At 73.1% G+C, this 18,954-nt stretch carries 14 protein-coding genes and 2 tRNA genes; 5 read left to right on the top strand and 11 right to left on the bottom strand.

Annotation, left to right across the window (positions count from 1 at the left end; genetic code table 11):
• Positions 1-2: 2 nt before the first annotated feature.
• Entirely contained in the window at positions 3-1,910 is a 1,908-nt protein-coding gene (gene pknB / locus ACEQ2X_RS11275; RefSeq protein ID WP_370325910.1) for a Stk1 family PASTA domain-containing Ser/Thr kinase, read from the top strand.
• A 7-nt stretch (positions 1,911-1,917) separates the two neighbouring features.
• On the opposite strand, the gene ACEQ2X_RS11270 is transcribed toward pknB, so the two are convergent.
• From ACEQ2X_RS11270 to ACEQ2X_RS11260, 3 genes are read right to left on the bottom strand one after another with little or no spacing between them, the layout of a single operon-like run.
• Complete coding sequence (locus ACEQ2X_RS11270; protein ID WP_370325909.1) at positions 1,918-2,529, bottom strand: aminodeoxychorismate/anthranilate synthase component II; 612 nt, start codon at positions 2,527-2,529, stop codon at positions 1,918-1,920.
• The gene (locus tag ACEQ2X_RS11265) at positions 2,526-3,248 is read right to left on the bottom strand and encodes a TetR/AcrR family transcriptional regulator (protein ID WP_370325908.1); all 723 of its coding nucleotides are present in this window, start codon (positions 3,246-3,248) and stop codon (positions 2,526-2,528) included. The genes ACEQ2X_RS11270 and ACEQ2X_RS11265 overlap by 4 nt, the downstream gene beginning before the upstream one ends.
• A gap of 22 nt (positions 3,249-3,270) precedes the next feature.
• Positions 3,271-5,907, bottom strand: coding sequence for an AMP-binding protein (locus ACEQ2X_RS11260; protein WP_370325907.1), 2,637 nt, complete (start codon positions 5,905-5,907; stop codon positions 3,271-3,273).
• Positions 5,908-6,520: 613 nt separating this feature from the next.
• On the opposite strand from ACEQ2X_RS11260, the gene ACEQ2X_RS11255 reads away from it, so the two are divergent.
• On the top strand, positions 6,521-7,978 hold the full coding sequence (locus tag ACEQ2X_RS11255; RefSeq protein WP_370325906.1) for a glycosyl hydrolase family 18 protein: 1,458 nt from the start codon (positions 6,521-6,523) through the stop codon (positions 7,976-7,978).
• A gap of 21 nt (positions 7,979-7,999) precedes the next feature.
• On the opposite strand, the gene ACEQ2X_RS11250 is transcribed toward ACEQ2X_RS11255, so the two are convergent.
• The gene (locus ACEQ2X_RS11250) at positions 8,000-8,125 is read right to left on the bottom strand and encodes a hypothetical protein (protein WP_370325905.1); all 126 of its coding nucleotides are present in this window, start codon (positions 8,123-8,125) and stop codon (positions 8,000-8,002) included.
• Positions 8,126-8,168: 43 nt separating this feature from the next.
• Positions 8,169-8,897 (bottom strand): class E sortase, encoded by a 729-nt coding sequence (locus ACEQ2X_RS11245; RefSeq protein WP_370325904.1) that lies wholly within the window; start codon positions 8,895-8,897, stop codon positions 8,169-8,171.
• Positions 8,898-9,059: 162 nt separating this feature from the next.
• Here ACEQ2X_RS11245 and ACEQ2X_RS11240 point away from each other — a divergent pair, with 162 nt between their 5' ends.
• Entirely contained in the window at positions 9,060-9,290 is a 231-nt protein-coding gene (locus ACEQ2X_RS11240) for a cell division protein CrgA (protein ID WP_370325903.1), read from the top strand.
• Between the two features lie 213 nt (positions 9,291-9,503).
• Positions 9,504-9,827, top strand: a complete 324-nt coding sequence (locus ACEQ2X_RS11235) for a hypothetical protein (protein ID WP_370325902.1) — start codon at positions 9,504-9,506, stop codon at positions 9,825-9,827.
• 3 nt (positions 9,828-9,830) lie between these two features.
• Here the strand turns inward: ACEQ2X_RS11235 and ACEQ2X_RS11230 are convergent.
• Positions 9,831-9,903: transfer RNA gene (locus tag ACEQ2X_RS11230), tRNA-Ala, on the bottom strand.
• 313 nt (positions 9,904-10,216) lie between these two features.
• Between ACEQ2X_RS11230 and ACEQ2X_RS11225 the strand changes: the two genes are divergently transcribed.
• Positions 10,217-12,916 (top strand): GNAT family N-acetyltransferase, encoded by a 2,700-nt coding sequence (locus tag ACEQ2X_RS11225; protein ID WP_370325901.1) that lies wholly within the window; start codon positions 10,217-10,219, stop codon positions 12,914-12,916.
• A gap of 294 nt (positions 12,917-13,210) precedes the next feature.
• On the opposite strand, the gene ACEQ2X_RS11220 is transcribed toward ACEQ2X_RS11225, so the two are convergent.
• From ACEQ2X_RS11220 to ACEQ2X_RS11200, 5 genes are all read right to left on the bottom strand, one after another.
• Positions 13,211-13,284: transfer RNA gene (locus ACEQ2X_RS11220), tRNA-Ile, on the bottom strand.
• 31 nt (positions 13,285-13,315) lie between these two features.
• On the bottom strand, positions 13,316-13,750 hold the full coding sequence (locus tag ACEQ2X_RS11215) for a DUF3566 domain-containing protein (RefSeq protein WP_370325900.1): 435 nt from the start codon (positions 13,748-13,750) through the stop codon (positions 13,316-13,318).
• Between the two features lie 35 nt (positions 13,751-13,785).
• A complete protein-coding gene (gyrA, locus tag ACEQ2X_RS11210) occupies positions 13,786-16,356 on the bottom strand; it encodes a DNA gyrase subunit A (protein WP_370325899.1) in 2,571 nt (856 codons plus the stop codon).
• Positions 16,349-18,442, bottom strand: a complete 2,094-nt coding sequence (gene gyrB / locus ACEQ2X_RS11205) for a DNA topoisomerase (ATP-hydrolyzing) subunit B (protein WP_370325898.1) — start codon at positions 18,440-18,442, stop codon at positions 16,349-16,351. Before gyrB ends, gyrA begins: the two co-directional genes overlap by 8 nt.
• 189 nt (positions 18,443-18,631) lie before the next feature.
• Positions 18,632-18,946: a DUF721 domain-containing protein gene (locus ACEQ2X_RS11200; RefSeq protein WP_370325897.1), complete on the bottom strand. Its 315-nt coding sequence runs from the start codon at positions 18,944-18,946 to the stop codon at positions 18,632-18,634.
• Between the last annotated feature and the right edge of the window lie 8 nt (positions 18,947-18,954).

Below are 18,954 nucleotides of genomic sequence, written 5' to 3'. Positions count from 1 at the left end.
CTGTGAGCACGACTGACGGACAGGACCGGCGAGTGGTCGCCGGCCGCTACGTCCTGCGCGGTCTGCTCGGCCAGGGTGGGATGGCCGACGTCGAGCTGGCGTACGACGAGGTCCTCGATCGCCAGGTCGCGATCAAGATGCTGCACGAGCGCTACGCCGGCGACGACTCCTTCGTCGAGCGGTTCCGGCGGGAGGCGCAGTCCGCCGCCGCGCTCAACCACCCGAACGTCGTCGGGGTGTACGACACCGGCTCGGACGCCGGCCGTCCCTACATCGTGATGGAGTACATCGCCGGCCGGACGCTGCGGGAGATCCTCAAGCGGGAGGGGGTCCTGCCCCGACGCGCCGCGGAGATCGCCGCGGAGGCCGCCCAGGCCCTGCACTTCGCCCACGAGCGCGGCATCGTCCACCGCGACATCAAACCAGGCAACATCATGATCGGGGACGACGGGCGGGTGAAGGTCACCGACTTCGGGATCGCCCGCGCGGTCAACGTCGAGTCGATCACGCAGACGTCGTCGATCTTCGGCACGGCCGCGTACGTCGCGCCCGAGCAGGCGCAGGGCCAGCGCGTCGACGGGCGCACCGACATCTACGCCCTCGGCTGCGTGCTGTTCGAGATGCTGACCCGCCAGCAGCCGTTCACGGGCGAGTCGGCGGTGACCCTGGCCTACAAGCACGTCAGCGAGGCGCCGCCGCAGCCGCGCAGCATCAACCCCGAGATCTCCCCGCAGCTCGAGGCCGTGGTCCTGAAGGCCCTCGCCAAGGACCCGGCCCAGCGCTACCAGACCGGGCGGGAGATGGCCGACGACCTGCACCGCGCCGTCGCCGGCCAGCAGGTGTCCACCAGCCCGACCGCGGCGTACGCGGCGACGCAGGCCATCCCGCGCCAGGCCGCCGGTGCCGCCGCGCCGCACGACCCGACGCTGGTCGCCACCCGGACCACCACGACCGCCGAGCCTGAGCGCTACTACGCCGACGAGGGGCCGAACACCGGGCGGATCGTCGCCTACGCCTTCCTGGTCGTGCTGATCCTCGCGCTGGTCGGCATCGCGGTGTACCTGTTCACCACGGTGACCGACGGCGACGAGGAGGACCTCGCCCAGGTCGAGATCCCCGCCAGCATCATCGGGATCGATCAGGAGCAGGCCCAGGAGATCCTGGTCGACCTCGGGCTGCAGCCGGCGTTCGGGCCGGCGCAGTCCGACCCGGAGGCGCCGCCGGGGGCGGTCCTCGCGAGCGACCCGCCGCCGGGGACCACCGTGGACGCCGGCTCGACGGTGACCCTCACCCTCTCCTCGGGTCGTGGGACGGTCGTGATCCCGAACGTCGCCGACCTGACCCAGGCGGAGGCGGAGGAGACGCTCGAGGCCGCGGGCCTGGTCGTCGAGGAGGTCATCACCGACGAGGACGACCAGGTGGAGGAGGGGCTCGCGCTGCGCACCCAGCCGGGCGCCGGCAGCCAGGTGGAGGAGGGCAGCAGCGTCACGCTCGTCGTCTCCGCCGGGCAGCAGACGTTCCAGATGCCCTTCGTCGTCGACCTGACCGCCGAGGTGGCCCGCGAGCAGATCGAGAACGCCTGCGGCCGCGAGCCGGGCGAGCCGGTGTGCGCGCTGGTCGACGTGCGGACCGACGCGAGCGAGGTCGGTGAGGGACGGGTGATCCGCAGCGACCCCGAGGCCGGCGAGCCGGTCGAGATCGGATCGCTGGTCACGATCACGCTGTCGACGCCGGAGCCGACCGAGACCCCCCCGCCGGATCCCGAGCCGACCGACGAGCCCGAGCCGACCGACGAGCCCGAGCCGACGCCGACCGCGCAACCGACGCCGACGCCGCCACCCACCCCGACGCCGACGCCCACTCCCGGTCCGGCCCAGCCGCCGACCCCGCCGACCCCGCCCGGGGAGTAGCGGTCGGTCAGCCGATCCGGACCGGCAGGCTCGCCAGGAAGTTGCCGAGCAGGGTCATCCCGACGCGGGTGAGGATCGATTCGGGGTGGAACTGGACCCCCTCCACCGGCAGGGTCGCGTGGCGCACCCCCATGATGAGGTCGGGGTGGGCCGAACCCGGACCGGTCCGCGCGGTGACGACCAGCTCGTCGGGGATCGTGGCCGGGTCCGCGACGAGGGAGTGGTACCGCGTCGCGTCGAAGGACTGGGGGAGGCCGCTGAACACCCCGCGCGCGTCGTGGTGGATCGCGGAGGTCTTGCCGTGGACCAGCTCGGGCGCCGGGACGATCGTGGCGCCGTAGACCTCGGCGATGCACTGGTGGCCGAGGCAGACGCCGAGGAGGGGGATCTCGCCCGCGAACCGGCGGATCACGTCGTTCGAGATCCCCGCGTCGGCCGGGACGCCGGGACCGGGTGAGATGACGATCCCGTCGGGCGCGTCGGCCTCGACGTCGTCGAGGGTGAACGCGTCGTGGCGCGCCACCTCCACCGCGGCGCCGAGCTCCCCCATCTCCTGGGCGATGTTGTAGGTGAAGCTGTCGTAGTTGTCGACGAGCAGCACGCGCGGAGGGGCGCTCATGGCGCGACCCCACCCGCAGCCCCCGCGGTCATGGCGGCGAGGTGGACGTCGAGGAGGTGGTCGACGAGCGGCCCGACCTCGGGCCAGGGGAAGTCGATCGGCTCGACGGCCTTCGCGACCATCAGGGACGTCACGCCGTGGAAGGCGGCGAGCAACCCCATAGCCCACATCTCGTCCGTCGGGTGGGGCGCGTCGTGCGGCGGATCGGCGGGGGCCACGCGGGGGCTCCGGACGTCGGCGACCATGTCGGTGAGCAGGCGGAACGCGTGGGTCCCCTCGTAGGACTCGATGTCGAAGTCGTCGGGGACCTCGTGGTGGGGCGACATGAACGTGATGCGGTACGGCTCGGGGTTCTCGATGCCGAAGGTCACGAAGGTGTGGGCGGCCAGGCGGAGTCGCTCGACGGGGTCCCGGATCCCCTCCACCGCCTCGGTGACCCGCACGGCGAGCTGTCCCATCAGCATCCGGCAGCACTCGAAGATCAGTTCGCCCTTGTCCCCGAAGTGGAGGTAGATCGACGGCGGGGTCACCCCGACCCGCTCGGCGACCGCGCGGACGCTGACCGCGCCCTCGTCACCGGTCTCGACCAGCAGCCGGGTGGTGGCGTCCAGGATCTCTCGGCGCAGGCGGGCACCGTCACCCCGGCGTGCGCGGGAGCGGGCGGGCCCGGGCCGCGCGTCCACGCCGCCCGCGGTCCGTGCGGAGCCGGCACCTGCCATCAGGCGGCGAAGGCTAGCAGCGTCAGGTCCCACCCCCGCGCGCCGGGTCATCGGGCGCCGCGTCCTCGTGGACGGCGTCATCGGTGCCGGCATCGTCCGGGGTGGCATCGTCCGAGGCGGCATCCTCCGAGGCGGCATCGGGCAGCTCACCCAGGGGCGCGCCCGCCCCGTCGGAGAGGTCGAGGCGGACCGTCTGGCCGCCGAGCGGCTCGGTGTCGTCCCTCCGGGGCCCGTCCGGCTGGTCGGCGTCGGTCTGGGTGACCGCCGCCTGGCCGGCCTCGGGCTGGGGGGTTTCGGGCTGGGCGGGCTCGGAGGCGACCGCAGCCGGGGTCGGCGCGGCGACGGTGATGTCCCAGCGCGACGGAGGCGCCTGTGCGGGGGCGCGCTCGGCGAGCCCGGCGAGGAGGTGGGCGGGGGTGACCCCGTCGTCGGCGACGGTGGCGTCCACGACCAGGCGGAGGGCGCCGTCGGTGAACTCCGTCCGCACCGACGCGTCGACCACCCCGGGGCTGCGGCGGACGGCCGCGGCGATCACGGCGGGATCCGACACGCCGTCGGCGTGCACGACCGTCGAAGCGGCGTCGCCGACGACGGTCAGGAAGCCGGTGTCGTCGAGCCAGCCGACCAGGCCGAGCGGCTGCCAGCCACCTGGCACCTGGGGGCCGGACACCTCGACGGGTCCGACGGCGAGACCGGCCGCGGGGCCGTCGCCGGGGACGACGCGGAGGTCGGTGTCTGGCAGGGCCAGCCCCGCACCGGTGCCACGCGGGTCCGCGTAGACGGGTTCCGCGACGGCGATGCCCGCGATGCGCGGGGTGGTGACCGCCGTGCGGAGCCGCCCGCCCGTGCGCTGCTCCATGGTGGCGCGCACCGCCGGGTCCGCGGGCGCGCCGGCCACGAGGCTCACGCGGAGGGACGTCAGGTCCTGCTTGCGGGAGGACGGGGCGAGGACCTTGCGGACCTCCTCGACGCCGGTGACGAGGATCGTCGGGCGGCCTGCGTCGATCGTGCGCGCCAGGCCGCCGGGACGCGGCTCGGGCAGCAGGACCGTGCCGGCGGACAGGACGGCCATGAGCATGCCGGCCGCCATCCCGTACGGATCGGTCGGGTCGCCCGCGACCGCCACCACCTCGCGGCCGGCCTGGACGTCGGGGATCCACAGACGGGCCTGGAACGCGCCCACGAGGAGCTGGTGGTGGGTGAACGCGGTCACCGCGCCGTCGCGGACGACGGTCATCGCCGGCGCCGACTCGACGTCCACGTCCACCTGGGTCGCGGTGGGCGCCGCGCGCTCGAGGAGGGTGCGGAGGGCGAGGACGCCCTCGCTCGCGGGGATCTCGACGGTGGGGACCTTCATGCGGACCGACTGCACGCGGGCGCGGAGGCTCGGCAGGGCGTCGAGCAGGTTGGTGGCGACCACGTGGCGGACGCTCGACAGCTGCTCGGCGTGCGCGGTCAGCGCCGGGTAGAGGGTGTCGAGGAGGATCAGGACCCGGGGGGCCGACAGTCCGACCGCGCCGGCCAGGACGTGACCGGGGGCGTCGGGGTCGAGGACCACCGGGTCGAAGCCGCGTCGCCAGCACGCGTGGAGCGCGAGGACGAGCTGCGGGCTCCACGGCAGCGCGATCCCGACGCGGTCCCCGACGGACAGCTCGAGGTCGGTGAGCGCCGACCCGAGCCGGTCGACCTGCTCGGACAGCTGGCGGTAGCTGGTCTCGGTCCCGAGGAAGGACAGCCCGGTGGTGTCGGGGAAGTCCTGGGCCGCGTCGTCGAGGAACCGGGTGAGGGGGACCAGCGGGTACCGGTAGGTCTCCGGCACCCCGGGCGGGTACGCCCGCACCCACGGGCGGGTGCCCGCCTGGGCGGCGACCGGGGTCCCTGCGGTGGGAGCGAGCCGGACGGTGTCCGACGTCGCGGCCGCGCTCCGCAGGTCGACGGTGGGGTCGGCGGCCGGGTCATCGGACCCGGGGGACGGGGGCTTCGCGGGCTCGGCGTCGGCGTCATGGGTGCGTGCCGCGGGGTTCGCGGGCGGGTGGCGGTCGTCCTCGCCCGCGGTGGGCTCCCCGTCGCCGGGCACGGGGAGGTCGACCGGCAGGTCCGCGGTCGCGAGGCCGACCGACGGGGAGGCGGAGGCGTCGGCGCCACCCGTGGCGTCGGGCTCGGCTGCTGCACCGCTGGGCGCCACGTCGCTCGGTGAGGCCGAATCAGGATCCCCGTCGGCGACCGGCGCGGCGTCGGGTGCGGTGCCCGCTGAGGCGGGGCCATCTCGTGGCGGCCGTGGGAGCACCAGGCCGTCGAGCGCGCGCGCCGCCGGTCCTGCGTGGGGGGCGCCGGCGGCGTCCGTCGTCGCCTCGCCCCCGGGCGCGGTCCGCCCTGGCGGCTCGGGGAGGGGCGGCAGATCCGTGAGCTGGCCCGTCGCCGCCCCCAACCGCTGGCCGTCCACCGGGAGCCCGGCCGAGGGGGCCGTCCCGGACGCCCTCGGCTCGTCCGCCGTCTCCTCGGGGCTCGTCCGGCTGGGCTCGTGGGCCCCGGAGACCTGCGGCGCCGTCGTCGATCCCGTGGTCGCCGGTCCGGTCGCGGCGGGACCCTCGTCAGCGAGCGGGGTGACGCGGCCCTGGTCCGGCGCACCCGGTGTCGGACCGGCGTCGCGTGCTGGCACGTCGCCGCCGAGTCGGGCGGCGGGTGGCTGCGCGCCGGGCGCGGGCGGCCGGCCGGTCCGCGTGGCGGGCGGCACCGGACGTCGGATCGCGGGGGGTCGGGCCAGCCGCGACACGTCGCGCGACGACCCCGCAGGCGGGGTCGACGGAGTCGCCCGTCCGGGAGTCCCGGCGGCGCTCGTCGCGGTCCCGTCCCCGGTGTCGCCACCCCGACCGCGTCGGGGCGCGGGCCTGTCGCCCACCGGACCGGCGGGGGTGGTGCGGCCGGGATCCGGTGTCACCGCGGGACGGGCAGGTCCCCCGGCGGCCGCACCCGGCGGGGGGGCCGTCGCCCGCGAGGTCCCCGGCGGACGGCGGGCGGGAACCTCCCGACGGCGGGCAGCCTGCTCCGCACGCCGGGCAGCGGCGTGGCGAGCCGCCTCGCGGCGGGCCTCCGCTGCCGCCTCGGCGGCACGTCGGGCGCGCTCGGCCGCGCTGGGTTCCTGCTCTGGCACCGTGTCCTCATCTCCTCCGCTGCGCTCGCGATCCCCGGGGGACGCGCCCGCATTCTTCCACGCCCGGACCGCACCGTCCGTGCGCCGATCGGGCGTGCTCGCCGGTGCTACCGTCGCGGTGGTGGGGACGCAGCGCAAGGTGGCGACGTCCGCGGCGGTGGCCGCGGGGCCGACACCCGGATCGACGGTCCTCCGGGCGACCGCCCTCGTCGTCGCGGTCCCGCTGGCGCTCCTGGTGGCGATGCTGGTGGCGATCCTGGGGCTGCGCACCCCGCCGGCTGCCGGCGCGACCGCCGACCCAGCGGCACGCCACCTGCGGCCGGACGGGCACATCGCCCTCGCGTGGCTCTACGGCGGCTCGACCGCGGAGTACATCGCCCAGATCGACCGCGCCGACGGCCTGTCCGTGGTGTCGCCGACGTGGTGGTACCTCGATCCCGCCCGCCCGGGAGCCCTGGAGATCGACACCGACGCCGCCCTGGTCGCCCACGCCCACGGCCGTGGCATCGCGGTCTGGCCGCTGTTCGGCAACCACATCGATCCCGACCTGACCGACCAGGTGCTGCGGGATCCATCCCTCCGGGCGGGCGTCGTGGACCAGATCGCCGCCGAGGTGAGGCGCAGCGGCGTGGACGGCGTCAACGTCGACTTCGAGAACCTGCACGACCGGACCGCACCGCTGCTGACCCAGCTGGTCGCCGACCTCCAGGCCGCACTGCCCGACCGCGTCATCAGCGTCGACGTCACCGCGATGACCGACACCTGGGTGCTCGGCAACTGGTCGACGGCCTTCGACCGGGAGGGGCTGGGCCGAGTAGCCGACTACGTCATGCTCATGGCCTACGACCAGCACAACGCCCTGCGGCGCGATGGTCCCGTGGCCGGCCTCTCGTGGGTCGCCGAGTCCACCGCGTTCCTGCTCAGGACCGTCCCGCCGGAGAAGGTCGTGCTCGGCCTGCCGCTGTACGCACGGGACTGGGCCGAGGACCCCTCGGCGGAGCAGGGCATCGACCTCGACGCCACCCTGGGGATGGAGGCGATGGCCCGCCGGGCGGCCGAGCGCGGCACGGCGGTCGCCTACGACCCGGCAGCCGGCATGGACGTCCACACCTACGTCGACGAGCGCGGCCGGCCCCACCGGATCTGGATGGAGGACGTCGCGAGCCTCCAGCGCAAGACCGTGCTGGTCGCCACCCACGGCCTCGCCGGCATCGCGGCGTGGCGGGCGGGGTTCGAACCGCCGGAGGTGTGGACCGCCCTCGATGCCCAGCTGGCGGCCGTGGCCCCGCCGGGCCCACCCCCTGCCACAGCGGACCCGACCACCGCGGACCCTCCCACTGCGGACCCGCCCACCGCGGAACCGACCCCGGACCCGCCGCCCACCGGACCCGTCGTCCCGCAGGCCGAGACGCGTCCAGCACCAGCGTCGGAGGTGGCCACCCCCACCGAGCGGCCCATGGCCGTCATGACCACCGCCCTGCCCGCACCGCGGTCGAGCGCGATCGCGCTCGCCGCCGCGCTCCTGGTGCTGGTCGGCCTCGGACTCGCCGAGGTGGTGCGCCGCCGGCGCCCCCGGTGACCCCCTCTGACAGGAGCGGGGTCAGCCGGCGAGGGTCGGGTCGGCGACGAGGATCCGCTCGATCCAGGGGAAGACCCAGGTGAACAGCACGACGACCGCCACCACGACGGCGGCGGCGATCATGGCGCCGCGGGCGAGCGGGCTCACGGGTGGTGGCCAGGTGTGGACGGAGGGGGCGGCGGCCGATCGCTCATGACGCGAGCGCCAGGGGGACCTGGTCCGAGCTGAGGGTCGCGAAGACGATCAGGCGCTCGGTCTGGGACCAGCGCGGGTGGCACGTCGTGAGGGTGAGGGTCGGCGCGCCGGTGCCCAGGGGGTCCTCGCCGATCACCGACACGTCCTGGGGACCGACGATGCGGCTCTCGGCGAACTCGTAGACCCAGCGGGTCCCGTTGCGGTCGGTGACGTGGATCTCGTCGCCGGCCTCGAGCTGGTCGAGATCCCAGAACGGCGCGCCGTAGGTCGTGCGGTGCCCGGCGACGGCGAAGTTGCCGGTCTGGCCCGGGTAGGCGGTCCCCGGGTACCGACCGGGCCCGGACTGGAGCGCCTCGGTGGTGATGCCCTCCACCACGACCACCGGGTCGGTGACGACCTGCTGGCCGGTGGCGGGACGCCGGAACTCCATGACGCCGACCGCATCCCCCACCTCGGCGGCGGTCGGCGCGGTCGCGGGGCCCACGGAGGGGTCCTCCGCGCTGAGCGGGTCGAGTGCCGCGGTCTCGAGGTCGAAGTCGTCGCCCTCGGTCGGCGCCGCCGCGACGAAGTCCCCCCCGATGGACTCCTCGAACTCCTGCATGAGCCGGTCCTGGGAGCGGGACGTCTCGAGTCCCGTCCAGTACAGCGAGTAGACGAGGTACAGGGCCACCACCGCGCCGGCCGCGATCAGCAGCCAGCCCAGTGCGCGCAGTGCGAGCCGCATCTCCGGCGTTCCTCGTGGTCAGACAGCAGGGGCGAGGGTCGAGTCCCGCCGACCCAGCAGCCGAGGGTAGCACGGCGCTACCCTTGCGGTCCGTCCCGGCTCGCCGCAGCCGCGTGCCGCCGTGCGCCGGGACCGCGTCGAACGAGCTAGCGAGGTCCTGCTGTGCCCAAGTCCAAGTCCAAGCGCGACACCTACACGCCGCCGCCGAAGCCGAAGCCGCCGCCCAGCCCGACCTGGGTGCCCGTGGTCGGCACCGGGCTGATCATCGCCGGGATCGTCGTGATCCTCGTGAACTACATCTTCCCGGGGTTCCTGCCCGGTGGGAACGCGTGGATCTTCGGCGGTTTCGGGTTCATGGCGGTGGGATTGGGCATCCTGAGCCAGTGGCGGTAGCTGTCCACACCGCTCTCCCCAGGTGTGGACAGAACGACACGTGCGGAACTCCCCTCGTGTGACGTCATCCACAGCTGTGGGCAAACCTGTGGACGAGTTCGCGGGTGACCTGCGGAACCACATGGCTGTGGTCCAGGGTCCACCCCCCACCAGGGAGGTCCTCCCAGTGACGTGGGGAGGGTGCCCGGGGGCCGACGTGGCAGGCTGTGACGCATGAAGCGCGCGCTGTGGGCGGTGATCCTGGTCGCCCTCGGAGCCGCCCTGGCCGGGCGGATCCCGTTGGAGTGGGTGCTCGCGCCGCTGCTCGGCGTCGCGATCTGGTCGGTGGGGGTCGCGTCGCTGGGGTCCCTCCGCCGCGGCGGCGATCACATCCCCGACGGTCCCCCGACCCCCGTCGAACCGGAGGACGGGCGCGTGACCTACCTGTGCAGCGGGTGCGGGGCCGAGATGCTCCTGCTCGTGCGCGGGTCAGCGACCCCGCCCCGGCACTGCGGCGAGCGCATGCACGAGCGGACCGAGGTCCCGCACCTCAACTGATCGTGGAGCCAGCCGGAATCGAACCGGCGACATCTGCCTTGCAAAGACAGCGCTCTACCAACTGAGCTATGGCCCCGAGGGGTCCCCTGCGGGGATCGGACAAGCGTAGCGGGACTCAGAGGTCCCGCGGCTCCTCCCAGATCGCTTCGTCGAGCTCACGGTCGCGCTGCCGCTTGAGCGCCAGCGCGCCGGCGGTCGCAGCGGCCAGCAGGATCAGCAACTTCTTCATCTCGTCCTCCATGGAGCCGTGGGCCGCGGAGCGTACCCGACCACGCGGGGCGGCTCAGCCGGGCGTCGGGTCGATGGTCCCTGCCACGGGGAGGCCATCAGCCCTAGCGGGTCCCTGTGCGTCCCGCGAGGGTGGCTGGCGACGAGTGCGAGGAGCTCCTGTGACCACGCTTGCCAGCGCCGAGGCCGACCACCTGCTGCCCGACGGCACCACGATCCACGTCCGACCGCCACGGCAGGGCGACGTCGAGAAGCTGCGTGCGATGTGGGATCGCCTGTCGCCGACGTCCATCCGGTACCGGTTCGGCGGCGCGGTGGCGATCGACCGGGCACCCGCGCTCCTGGGCCTCGAGCAGCCGGACGGCCCGGTCGTGCGGGTCGCCACCACCGGCAGCGGACGCGCCGAGCAGGTGGTGGCGCTGGCCCAGCTCGCCGCGGTCGACGAGTCGACCGCGGAGTTCGCTGCGCTGGTCGAGGACGCGCACCAGGGGCGGGGCATCGGCACGGTGCTCCTCCGTGAGCTGACCGCCATCGCCCGTGAGGAGGGGAGGACGCGCATCGTCGCGGAGGTGCAGGCCTCGAACGTCCGCATGCTGCGCGTCATCCACGACCTGGGGGTCGACGTCGTCCAGCACCTCGAGGGCACCGACGTCCACGCGACGTTCGACGTGCACCCGACCGAGTCGTACCTGGCCGCGATCGCCCGCGACGAGCAGGTCGCCGCCCGCCAGGCGCTGCGCCGCTTCCTCCAGCCCCGCCGCATCGCGGTCATCGGGGCCACCGGCGACACCGTCGACGGTGCGGGTGCCGTGGCGGCGAACCTCCGCGCGAGCGGCTTCACCGGCGCGGTCTACGTCGTCGACCCCTCCCTCCCGGCAGACCCGTCCGACGGCCGGATCGCCGCGATCGAGGACTGCCCCCACGTCCCCGACCTGCTGTACGTCTGCCTGCCGGCCCCCGAGGTGCCGGACGCGGTGGAGCGCGCCGGGCGGTTCGGCGTGCGGGCGGCGTACGTCGCGTCCGGAGGCTTCCTCGAGCGGGGAGCCGAGGGGGCCGCGCTGCAGGCAGACCTCCTGGATCGCGCGCGCGCCCACGGCATGCGGGTGATCGGGCCGAACGGCGTGGGACTGGTCAACACCGCCGTCGAGGTGCGGCTCAACGCCACCACCACCCCGGGACTGCCACCGGCCGGTCGGGTGGCGCTCGCCTCCCAGTCGGGCGCGGTCACCTCGACGGTGCTGCGACGGGCCGAGGAGCTCGGCCTCGGGGTGTCGAGCGCGGTCTCGCTCGGCGGCAAGGCCGACGTGAGCGGCAACGACCTGCTCCTCAGCTGGGAGCAGGACCCGGGCACCGCCGTCGTCCTGGCGTACCTCGAGTCCTTCGGCAACCCGCGCCGCTTCGCGCGCATCGCGCGGCGGATCGCGCGGACCAAGCCGATCGCCATCGTGAAGGCGGTCCGCGGCCCCGCGGCCCAGCGCGCCGCCACCGGTCACCGCACCCCCGTCAGCCCCGCGGACCCGACGGACCTCGACGGCGCGGTGGAGGCACTGTGCCGTCAGGCCGGCGTCATCCGGACCGGCACGCTCGAGGAGCTGCTCGACGTGGGACGCCTGCTCGGCAGCCAACCGCTGCCCAGGGGACGTCGCATCGCGGTGGTCACCGACGGTGGCGGACCCGGCGCCATGGCCGCCGATGCGCTCGAGGCCGCGGGGCTCGTCCTGCCGGAGCTCGACGAGGAGCTGCGGTCCGCCCTGGCGGCCGTCCTGTGCGAGGGGGCCGGGACGGCGAACCCGATCGACCTGCTGGCCGGCGCCGGCGGTGACGCCTACCGCCAGGCGATCGAGCTCGTCGGGGCCAGCGGTCAGGTCGACGCCGTGGTGGCGATCACCAGCCCGCCGGCGGCGCGGGTCGAGGACGTCGCGCAGGGCATCGCGAGCGGGGCCGAGGGCCTGGGAGAGGACGTGGCCGCCGTGGCGGTCCTGTTCGGACCCGAGCAGGCCGCCAGGCGGACCGGCGGTGCGGTGCCGTGGTTCCGGGACCCGGCGGACGCCGCGCGAGCCCTGGGCCGCGCGGCGGTGCACGCGGAGTGGCGCCGCCGGCCGCTCGGCACGGTGGTCCGCCCCGAGGGCGTCGACGTCGAGGGGGTGCGGCGTGACCTCCGAGCCGTCCTCGCCGCGCACCCGGAGGGCACGTGGCTCCAGGACGTCCAGACCGCCGACGTGCTCGACGCCTACGGGGTGCGTCGCGTCCGGACCCGACGCGTGACGTCGGCGGCGGAGGCATCGCTGGCCCAGCGCGAGCTCGATGCGCCGGTGGCGGTGAAGATCGCCGCGCCGGTGGCCAAGCAGGACCTGGGTGCGGTCGTCCTCGGCTGTCGCACGGCCGCGGAGGCCCACGAGGCCGTCGGGCGGATCGACGCCGCGCTGGCCACCCGTGGCCGCACCGACCTGTCCGGCGCGTACCTGGTGCAGGAGATGGTCACCGACGGCGTCGAGGTCGCCGTCCGCGTCGTCCACGACCGGTCCTTCGGACCCGTGGTCACCATCGCCGCCGGCGGCCCCGCCCTCGAGCTGGTCGGTGACGTCGCCGTCGGCATCACCCCCCTGACCGACGTCGACATCGACGACATGCTCACCGGGCTGCGGACCTACCCCCTGCTCACCGGCTACCGCGGCGCGCCGCCCGCGGACGTCGCCGCCCTCCGCGACCTGCTCTTCCGCATCAGCGCCCTGGTCGAGGACGTCCCCGAGATCGCCGAGCTCGACATCAACCCCGTCTTCGTCCGCCCCGAGGGCCACGGCGTCACCCCCGTCGACGTCCGCATCCGACTGGCCCCACCCGCCCCCGCCCAGCCCCTCTGAGCGGGCCACGACCACGCAACGACCCGGCCACGATGTGCACGTGAGCCACCCGGTTGGCCCAAGTGCACATCCGCGCGCCCGGACCCCACCCGACGGTGCACACCCACCCCGGAGACCCCAACCGCCCAACGGCGTCTGACCCAACCGGTGCACGGCACCGGGGGATCGAAAGGGGGCGGAGCCCCCTTGGGAGGGACGTGGGCGGAGCCCACGCGGCTGACCGGATGCCCGGCGAAGCCGGGACTCCGGTCCGGTGGATGTCATGGGCGGACGCTCATGACATCCAACCCCGCGTGGGCCATCGAGGACTTGAACCTCGGACCTCACCCTTATCAGGGGTGCGCTCTAACCGCCTGAGCTAATGGCCCGTATGCGTTGCGGACGGAGGAGTGTACGCGGCTACTCCTCGCTCGCCAACTCGATCCGAAGGCCGCCGAGGAGGTCGGCGACCAGGTTGTAGAGGAAGGCGAGGAAGACGTTGATGCCGGTCCACAGCACGACGTTGAGCAGGCCCAGGAGGAACGCGGCGCGGGCGATGTTGGACCCGTTGATCGCGAGCTCGAGCTGCAGGTCGGCCAGGAAGCTGGTGATCGTGTCGATGATCCCGATGTTGATGACGACCGACCAGAACACGGTCAGGCCGAGCATCACCACCAGCAGGAAGCAGAAGTAGAAGATCACGCTGAGCTTCAGGACCGACCAGGGGTCGACCCGGCGGACGGTGGCACGGCGCCGCACGACCTGCCCGGTGCGGACGCGCTCGCGTGGCGGTTGGCTGCTCACGCGGGTCGCGCCGCGGCTGCGGGCGCTCTGCGGGCGCTGTGTGGTGGACATCGTCGAGGCAGTCTATACGCGCGCTGGTCGCCGGATCACTCGTCCGCCCCGGCCTCGTCGGCCGGGTCGTCGTCGCCCTCGACCGGCGCCGTCCCCTCCACGTCGTCCTCGTCGTCGACGAGCTCCATCACCTTGGCGACGCTCGCCACCTTCGCGCCTGCGGCCGGCGTCATGATCCGGACGCCCTGGGTCGCGCGGCCGGTGGGGCGGACGTCCTTGACGTCCATGCGGATGATCGTGCCGCGGTCGGTGACGACGAAGATCTCCTGCTCGTAGCCGGCGACGAGCGCGCCGACCAGGCTGCCGCGCGCGTCGGTCAGCCGGGCGGTCAGCACGCCCTTCCCGCCGCGCTTCTGGGTGGGGTAGCGCTCGAGCGGGGTGCGCTTGCCGTACCCCTCGTCGGTGATGACGACCAGGTAGCCCTCGGGCTCGGCGATGGCGCAGGCCAGGACCTTGTCGTCGTCCGCGAGGTCCATGCCCTTGACGCCCGACGCGCTGCGACCCATCGTCCGGGCGTCGGACTCGTGGAAGCGGATCGCCTGGCCCTTCTCGCTGACGAGGATGACCTGGTCGTCGCCGCTGGTCAGCCGCACGTCGATCAGCTCGTCGCCCTCGCGGAGGGAGATGGCGATCAACGTCGACCGCGGCGAGTCGTACTCCTCCAACTTGGTCCGCTTGACGATCCCGCCGGCGGTCGTGAACAGCAGGTTCAGGCCCTCGGACTGGAGGTCGGGCAGGTGCACGACGGTGCGGACGACCTCGTCGGCCTCGCGCTCGCGGCCCGGCACGTTCGCGATGTACACCCCGCGGGCGGTGCGGCTCTTCTCGGGGATCTGCCACGCCTTGATCCGGTGCATCCGACCGGTGGAGGTGAAGAACAGCACCCAGTGGTGGGTCGAGGTGCTGAACAGGTCCCAGATGATGTCCTCGTCCTTCAGCCCGCCGGACGAGATGCCCTTGCCGCCGCGCTTCTGGGTGCGGTACTCGCTGGCCTTGACCCGCTTGATGTAGCCGCCCTGGGTGATCGTGACGACGATCTCCTCCTCGGTGATGAGGTCCTCGACGTCGAGGTCCCCCTCCGCGGGCACGATGCGGGTGCGGCGGGCGTCGCCGAACTTGTCGCGGATCTCGCTGAGCTCGGTGGTGATGATGTCGAGGACCTTCTGGTGGTCCGCGAGGATCCCCTCGAGCTCGGTGATGCGGCCCATCAGCTCGTCGTACTCCTCGGCGATGCGCTGGCGCTCGAGGGCGGCCAGGCGGCGGAGGGGCAGGTCGAGGATGGCGCGGGCCTGGACCTCGGAGAGGTCGTAGGTCTCCATCAGCTCGCTCAGGGCGGCGTCGGCGCTGGCGGAGTTCCGGATGAGCTGGATGACGTCGTCGAGGTTCTCGAGGGCGACGATCAGGCCCTCGAGGACGTGGGCGCGCTCGCGCGCCTTGCGGAGCCGGTACTCGGTCCGCCGGCGGATGATCTCGACCTGGTGGTCGATGTACTCCGCGATGGTGGCCTTGAGCCCCATCGTCCGGGGCACGCCGTTGACCAGCGACAGGTTGATGACGCCGAAGGTGTCCTGCAGCTGGGTCATCTTGTAGAGCTGGTTCAGCACGACCTGGGCGTTGGCGTCGCGCTTGAGCTCGATGACCAGCCGGTTGCCCTGGCGGTTGGACTCGTCGCGGATGTCGCGGATGCCGGTGATCCGCTTGGTGTTGACCAGCTCGGCGATCTTGAGCGCCAGGTTCGCCTTGTTGACCTGGTAGGGCAGCTCGGTGGCGACCAGCCGCTCCCCGCCGGCGTGCTCCTCGACGTCGACGATCGCGCGCATGCGGATCGAGCCGCGGCCGGTCTCGTAGGCCTCGCGGATCGGGGCGTTGCCCATGATCAGCGCGCCGGTCGGGAAGTCCGGCCCGGGGACGATCTGCATCAGCTCCTCGAGCGTGATCTCCGGGTTGCGGATCTGGGCGATGACCGCGTCGGTGATCTCGTTGAGGTTGTGCGGGGGGACGTTGGTCGCCATCCCGACGGCGATGCCGGCCGACCCGTTGACCAGCAGGTTCGGGAAGCGGCTGGGCAGCACCAGCGGCTCGGACTCCATCCCGTCGTAGGAGTCCTGGAAGTCGACGGTCTCCTCCTCGATGTCGCGGAGGAGCTCCATCGCGAGCGGGGACAGCCGGGCCTCGGTGTAGCGCATCGCCGCGGGCGGGTCGCCGTCGACGGACCCGAAGTTCCCGTGCCCCTCGACCAGCGGGTAGCGGATGGCCCAGGGCTGGGCCATGCGGACCATCGCGTCGTAGATCGGGGAGTCGCCGTGGGGGTGGTACTTCTTCATCACGTCGCCGACGGCGGCGGCGGACTTGCGGTGCTGGGTCCCCGCCCGCATGCCGCCCTCCCACATGCTGAAGAGGATCCGGCGGTGCACCGGCTTCAACCCGTCGCGGGCGTGCGGCAGCGCCCGTCCGACGATGACGGACATCGCGTAGTCGATGTAGGAGCGCTGCAGCTCCTCCTCGATCTCGACCGGCTCGAAGGTCTCGAGGGCCGCGTCGGCGATCTCCGCGCCGACCTCGTCGTTCGGATCGATCGGGCCGCCCGGGAGGTCGTTGTCAGACATCGAGGAACTCCACGTTCTTCGCGTTGCGGACGATGAAGTCACGACGTGCCTCGACGTCGTCACCCATCAGGATGGAGAACATCTGGTCGGCGGCGGCGGCGTCCTGCAGGGAGACCTGCAGCATCTTCCGGGTCCGCGGGTCCATGGTCGTGACCTCGAGCTGCTCGGCGTCCATCTCGCCGAGGCCCTTGAGGCGGCCGATCTCGACCTTCCGGCCCTCGCCGTTGGTCATCTCCGCCACGATCCGGTCGCGCTCGGCGTCGTTCAGCGCGTAGCGCATGTTCTTCTTCGACTTCGAGCCCTTGGGCTTGATCTGGTACAGCGGCGGCTGGGCGATGTAGACGTAGCCGGCCTCGATGAGCTCGCGCATGTAGCGGAACAGGAAGGTCAGGACGAGGGTCCGGATGTGGGCGCCGTCGACGTCGGCGTCCATCAGCATCACGACCTTGTGGTACCGGGCCTTGGTGATGTCGAACTCCTCACCGATGCCGGTCCCGATCGCGGTGATCAGCGCCTGGATCTCCTTGTTCTCGAGGATCTTGGTGATCCGGGCCTTCTCGACGTTCAGGATCTTCCCGCGGATCGGCAGGATCGCCTGGTACTCCCGCTTGCGCGCCTGCTTGGACGTGCCGCCGGCGGAGTCCCCCTCGACCACGAAGATCTCGCACTCCTCGGGGTTCCGGGACTGGCAGTCCGCCAGCTTGCCGGGCAGCGACGTCGAGTCGAGGAGGCCCTTGCGCCGGGTCAGGTCGCGCGCCTGCCGGGCCGCCATCCGCGCCTGCGCGGACGACACGGCCTTCAGGAAGATGCGCTTGCCCTCGTTCGGGTGCTCCTCGAACCAGGTCTTGAGGTGCTCGTTCACCGTCCGCTGCACGAAGCTGCGGATGTGGGTGTTGCCGAGCTTGGTCTTGGTCTGCCCCTCGAACTGCGGGTCGCCGAGCTTCACGCTGAGGACCGCGGTCAGCCCCTCGCGGATGTCGGCCGCGTCGAGGTTCTCGATGCCGTCCTTGCCCTTGGTGGGCAGGATCCCGGCCTCCTTGGCCATCCGGTTCACCACCGAGGTCAGCGCGGCCCGGAAGCCCTCCTCGTGCGTACCCCCCTCGTGGGTGTTGATCGTGTTGGCGAAGGAGTGGATCGAGTCGTGGTACTCGCTGGTCCACTGCATGGCCACGTCGATCTCGGCCATGCCCTCGGTCTCGTGCTGCTCCGAGCCGGTGAAGGCGATGACCTCCTCCTGCACCTCGGTCTTCTTCGTGGCGTTGAGGTGCGCGACGAAGTCGCTCAGACCGCCCTCGGCGTGGAACTCCGCGTGGCGGGGCCCTTCCTCCTCGTCGGGGTCCACGCCCTCGTCGGTGACCGTGATCCGCAGGCCGGCTGTCAGGAATGCCGTCTCGCGGAACCGGGTGACCAGCGTCTCCCAGTTCAGCTCGGTGGTCTCGAACACGGTGTCGTCGGCCCAGAAGGTGATCGTGGTGCCGGTGCCCTCGCCCTCGGCGAGGGGGCGGACCTGGGAGACGGGACCGTCGGGGACACCGCGCTGGTAGGACTGGCGCCACAGGTGCCCGTCGCGCTTCACCTCGGCGACGAGACGGCTCGACAGCGCGTTGACGACCGAGATGCCGACGCCGTGGAGGCCACCGGACACCGCGTAGGCCTGGTTGTCGAACTTCCCGCCCGCGTGGAGGACGGTCATGACGACCTCGAGGGTCGACTTCTTCTGCGTCGGGTGCTCGAGGACGGGGATGCCGCGACCGTCGTCGGTGATCCGCACGCCCCCGTCGGCGGTCAGGACCACGTCGATGCGGTCGCAGCGACCGGCCATCGCCTCGTCGACGGAGTTGTCGACGACCTCCCAGACCAGGTGGTGCAGCCCGCGGGGGCCGGTCGAGCCGATGTACATGCCGGGCCGCTTGCGGACGGCCTCCAACCCCTCGAGCACGGTGATGTCAGACGCGACGTATTCATGCGCCCCTCCCGAGGCGACGTACTCATGCGGCGCGCCGCCGGGGGCGGGGTCCGACGGGACCACGATCTCGGCCTCCTCGTCCCGTCCTGGGGGCACACCATCGATTTCGTCGCTTGCCACGTCGGAGCCTCCCTGGATCGGGGTGACACGTCGACCCGCGTGCAGACGCCATCGGCAGACAGGGGAGAAATGGCGTGTCTGCGGGCGTCTCTGGGCCTGGAACGTCTTGGTCGCCCAGCCTACCACGCCAGGGGGGTCAGGCCCGCAGGCGTCCCCAGATCGCATTTGCCCTGGTCAGGGGCGGATCGATCAGCTGCCGACGACGATCTGGACCTTCCGGACGGTGTCCGGTCCCATCAGGGAGTTCGCCCGTGCCTGGAGGTCGCCGGTGAAGTAGCTCAGCTGGGTCGCCCACCCGGCATCCGCCGCGCGGATCACGAGGACACCGCCGTGCAGGCGGACCGGGGTCGCGTGGGCCGCGATCTCCTCCCCCGCCACCTGGTCCCACACGTCGAAGATCCGCGCGCCGTCGAGGCGTCCAGCCCACCGCCGGCGCATGACCAGCTCGTCGAGCGCCCGGCCCAGCGGCTGGGGTTCCGGTCGTCGCGGTCGCCCCTGTTTCACGTGAACCT

The sequence above is a fragment of the Euzebya sp. genome (assembly GCF_964222135.1).
Taxonomy (GTDB): domain Bacteria; phylum Actinomycetota; class Nitriliruptoria; order Euzebyales; family Euzebyaceae; genus Euzebya.
This window is presented reverse-complemented; position numbering and strand designations above follow the sequence as displayed.

Coding starts and splice junctions, on each gene's coding strand:
- ACEQ2X_RS11235 (WP_370325902.1), top strand. CDS start 9,504: ATGAAGCGCGCGCTGTGGGCGGTGATCCTGGTCGCCCTCGGAGCCGCC.
- ACEQ2X_RS11270 (WP_370325909.1), bottom strand. CDS start 2,529: ATGAGCGCCCCTCCGCGCGTGCTGCTCGTCGACAACTACGACAGCTTC.
- gyrA (WP_370325899.1), bottom strand. CDS start 16,356: ATGTCTGACAACGACCTCCCGGGCGGCCCGATCGATCCGAACGACGAG.
- ACEQ2X_RS11245 (WP_370325904.1), bottom strand. CDS start 8,897: ATGCGGCTCGCACTGCGCGCACTGGGCTGGCTGCTGATCGCGGCCGGC.
- ACEQ2X_RS11265 (WP_370325908.1), bottom strand. CDS start 3,248: ATGGCAGGTGCCGGCTCCGCACGGACCGCGGGCGGCGTGGACGCGCGG.
- ACEQ2X_RS11215 (WP_370325900.1), bottom strand. CDS start 13,750: ATGTCCACCACACAGCGCCCGCAGAGCGCCCGCAGCCGCGGCGCGACC.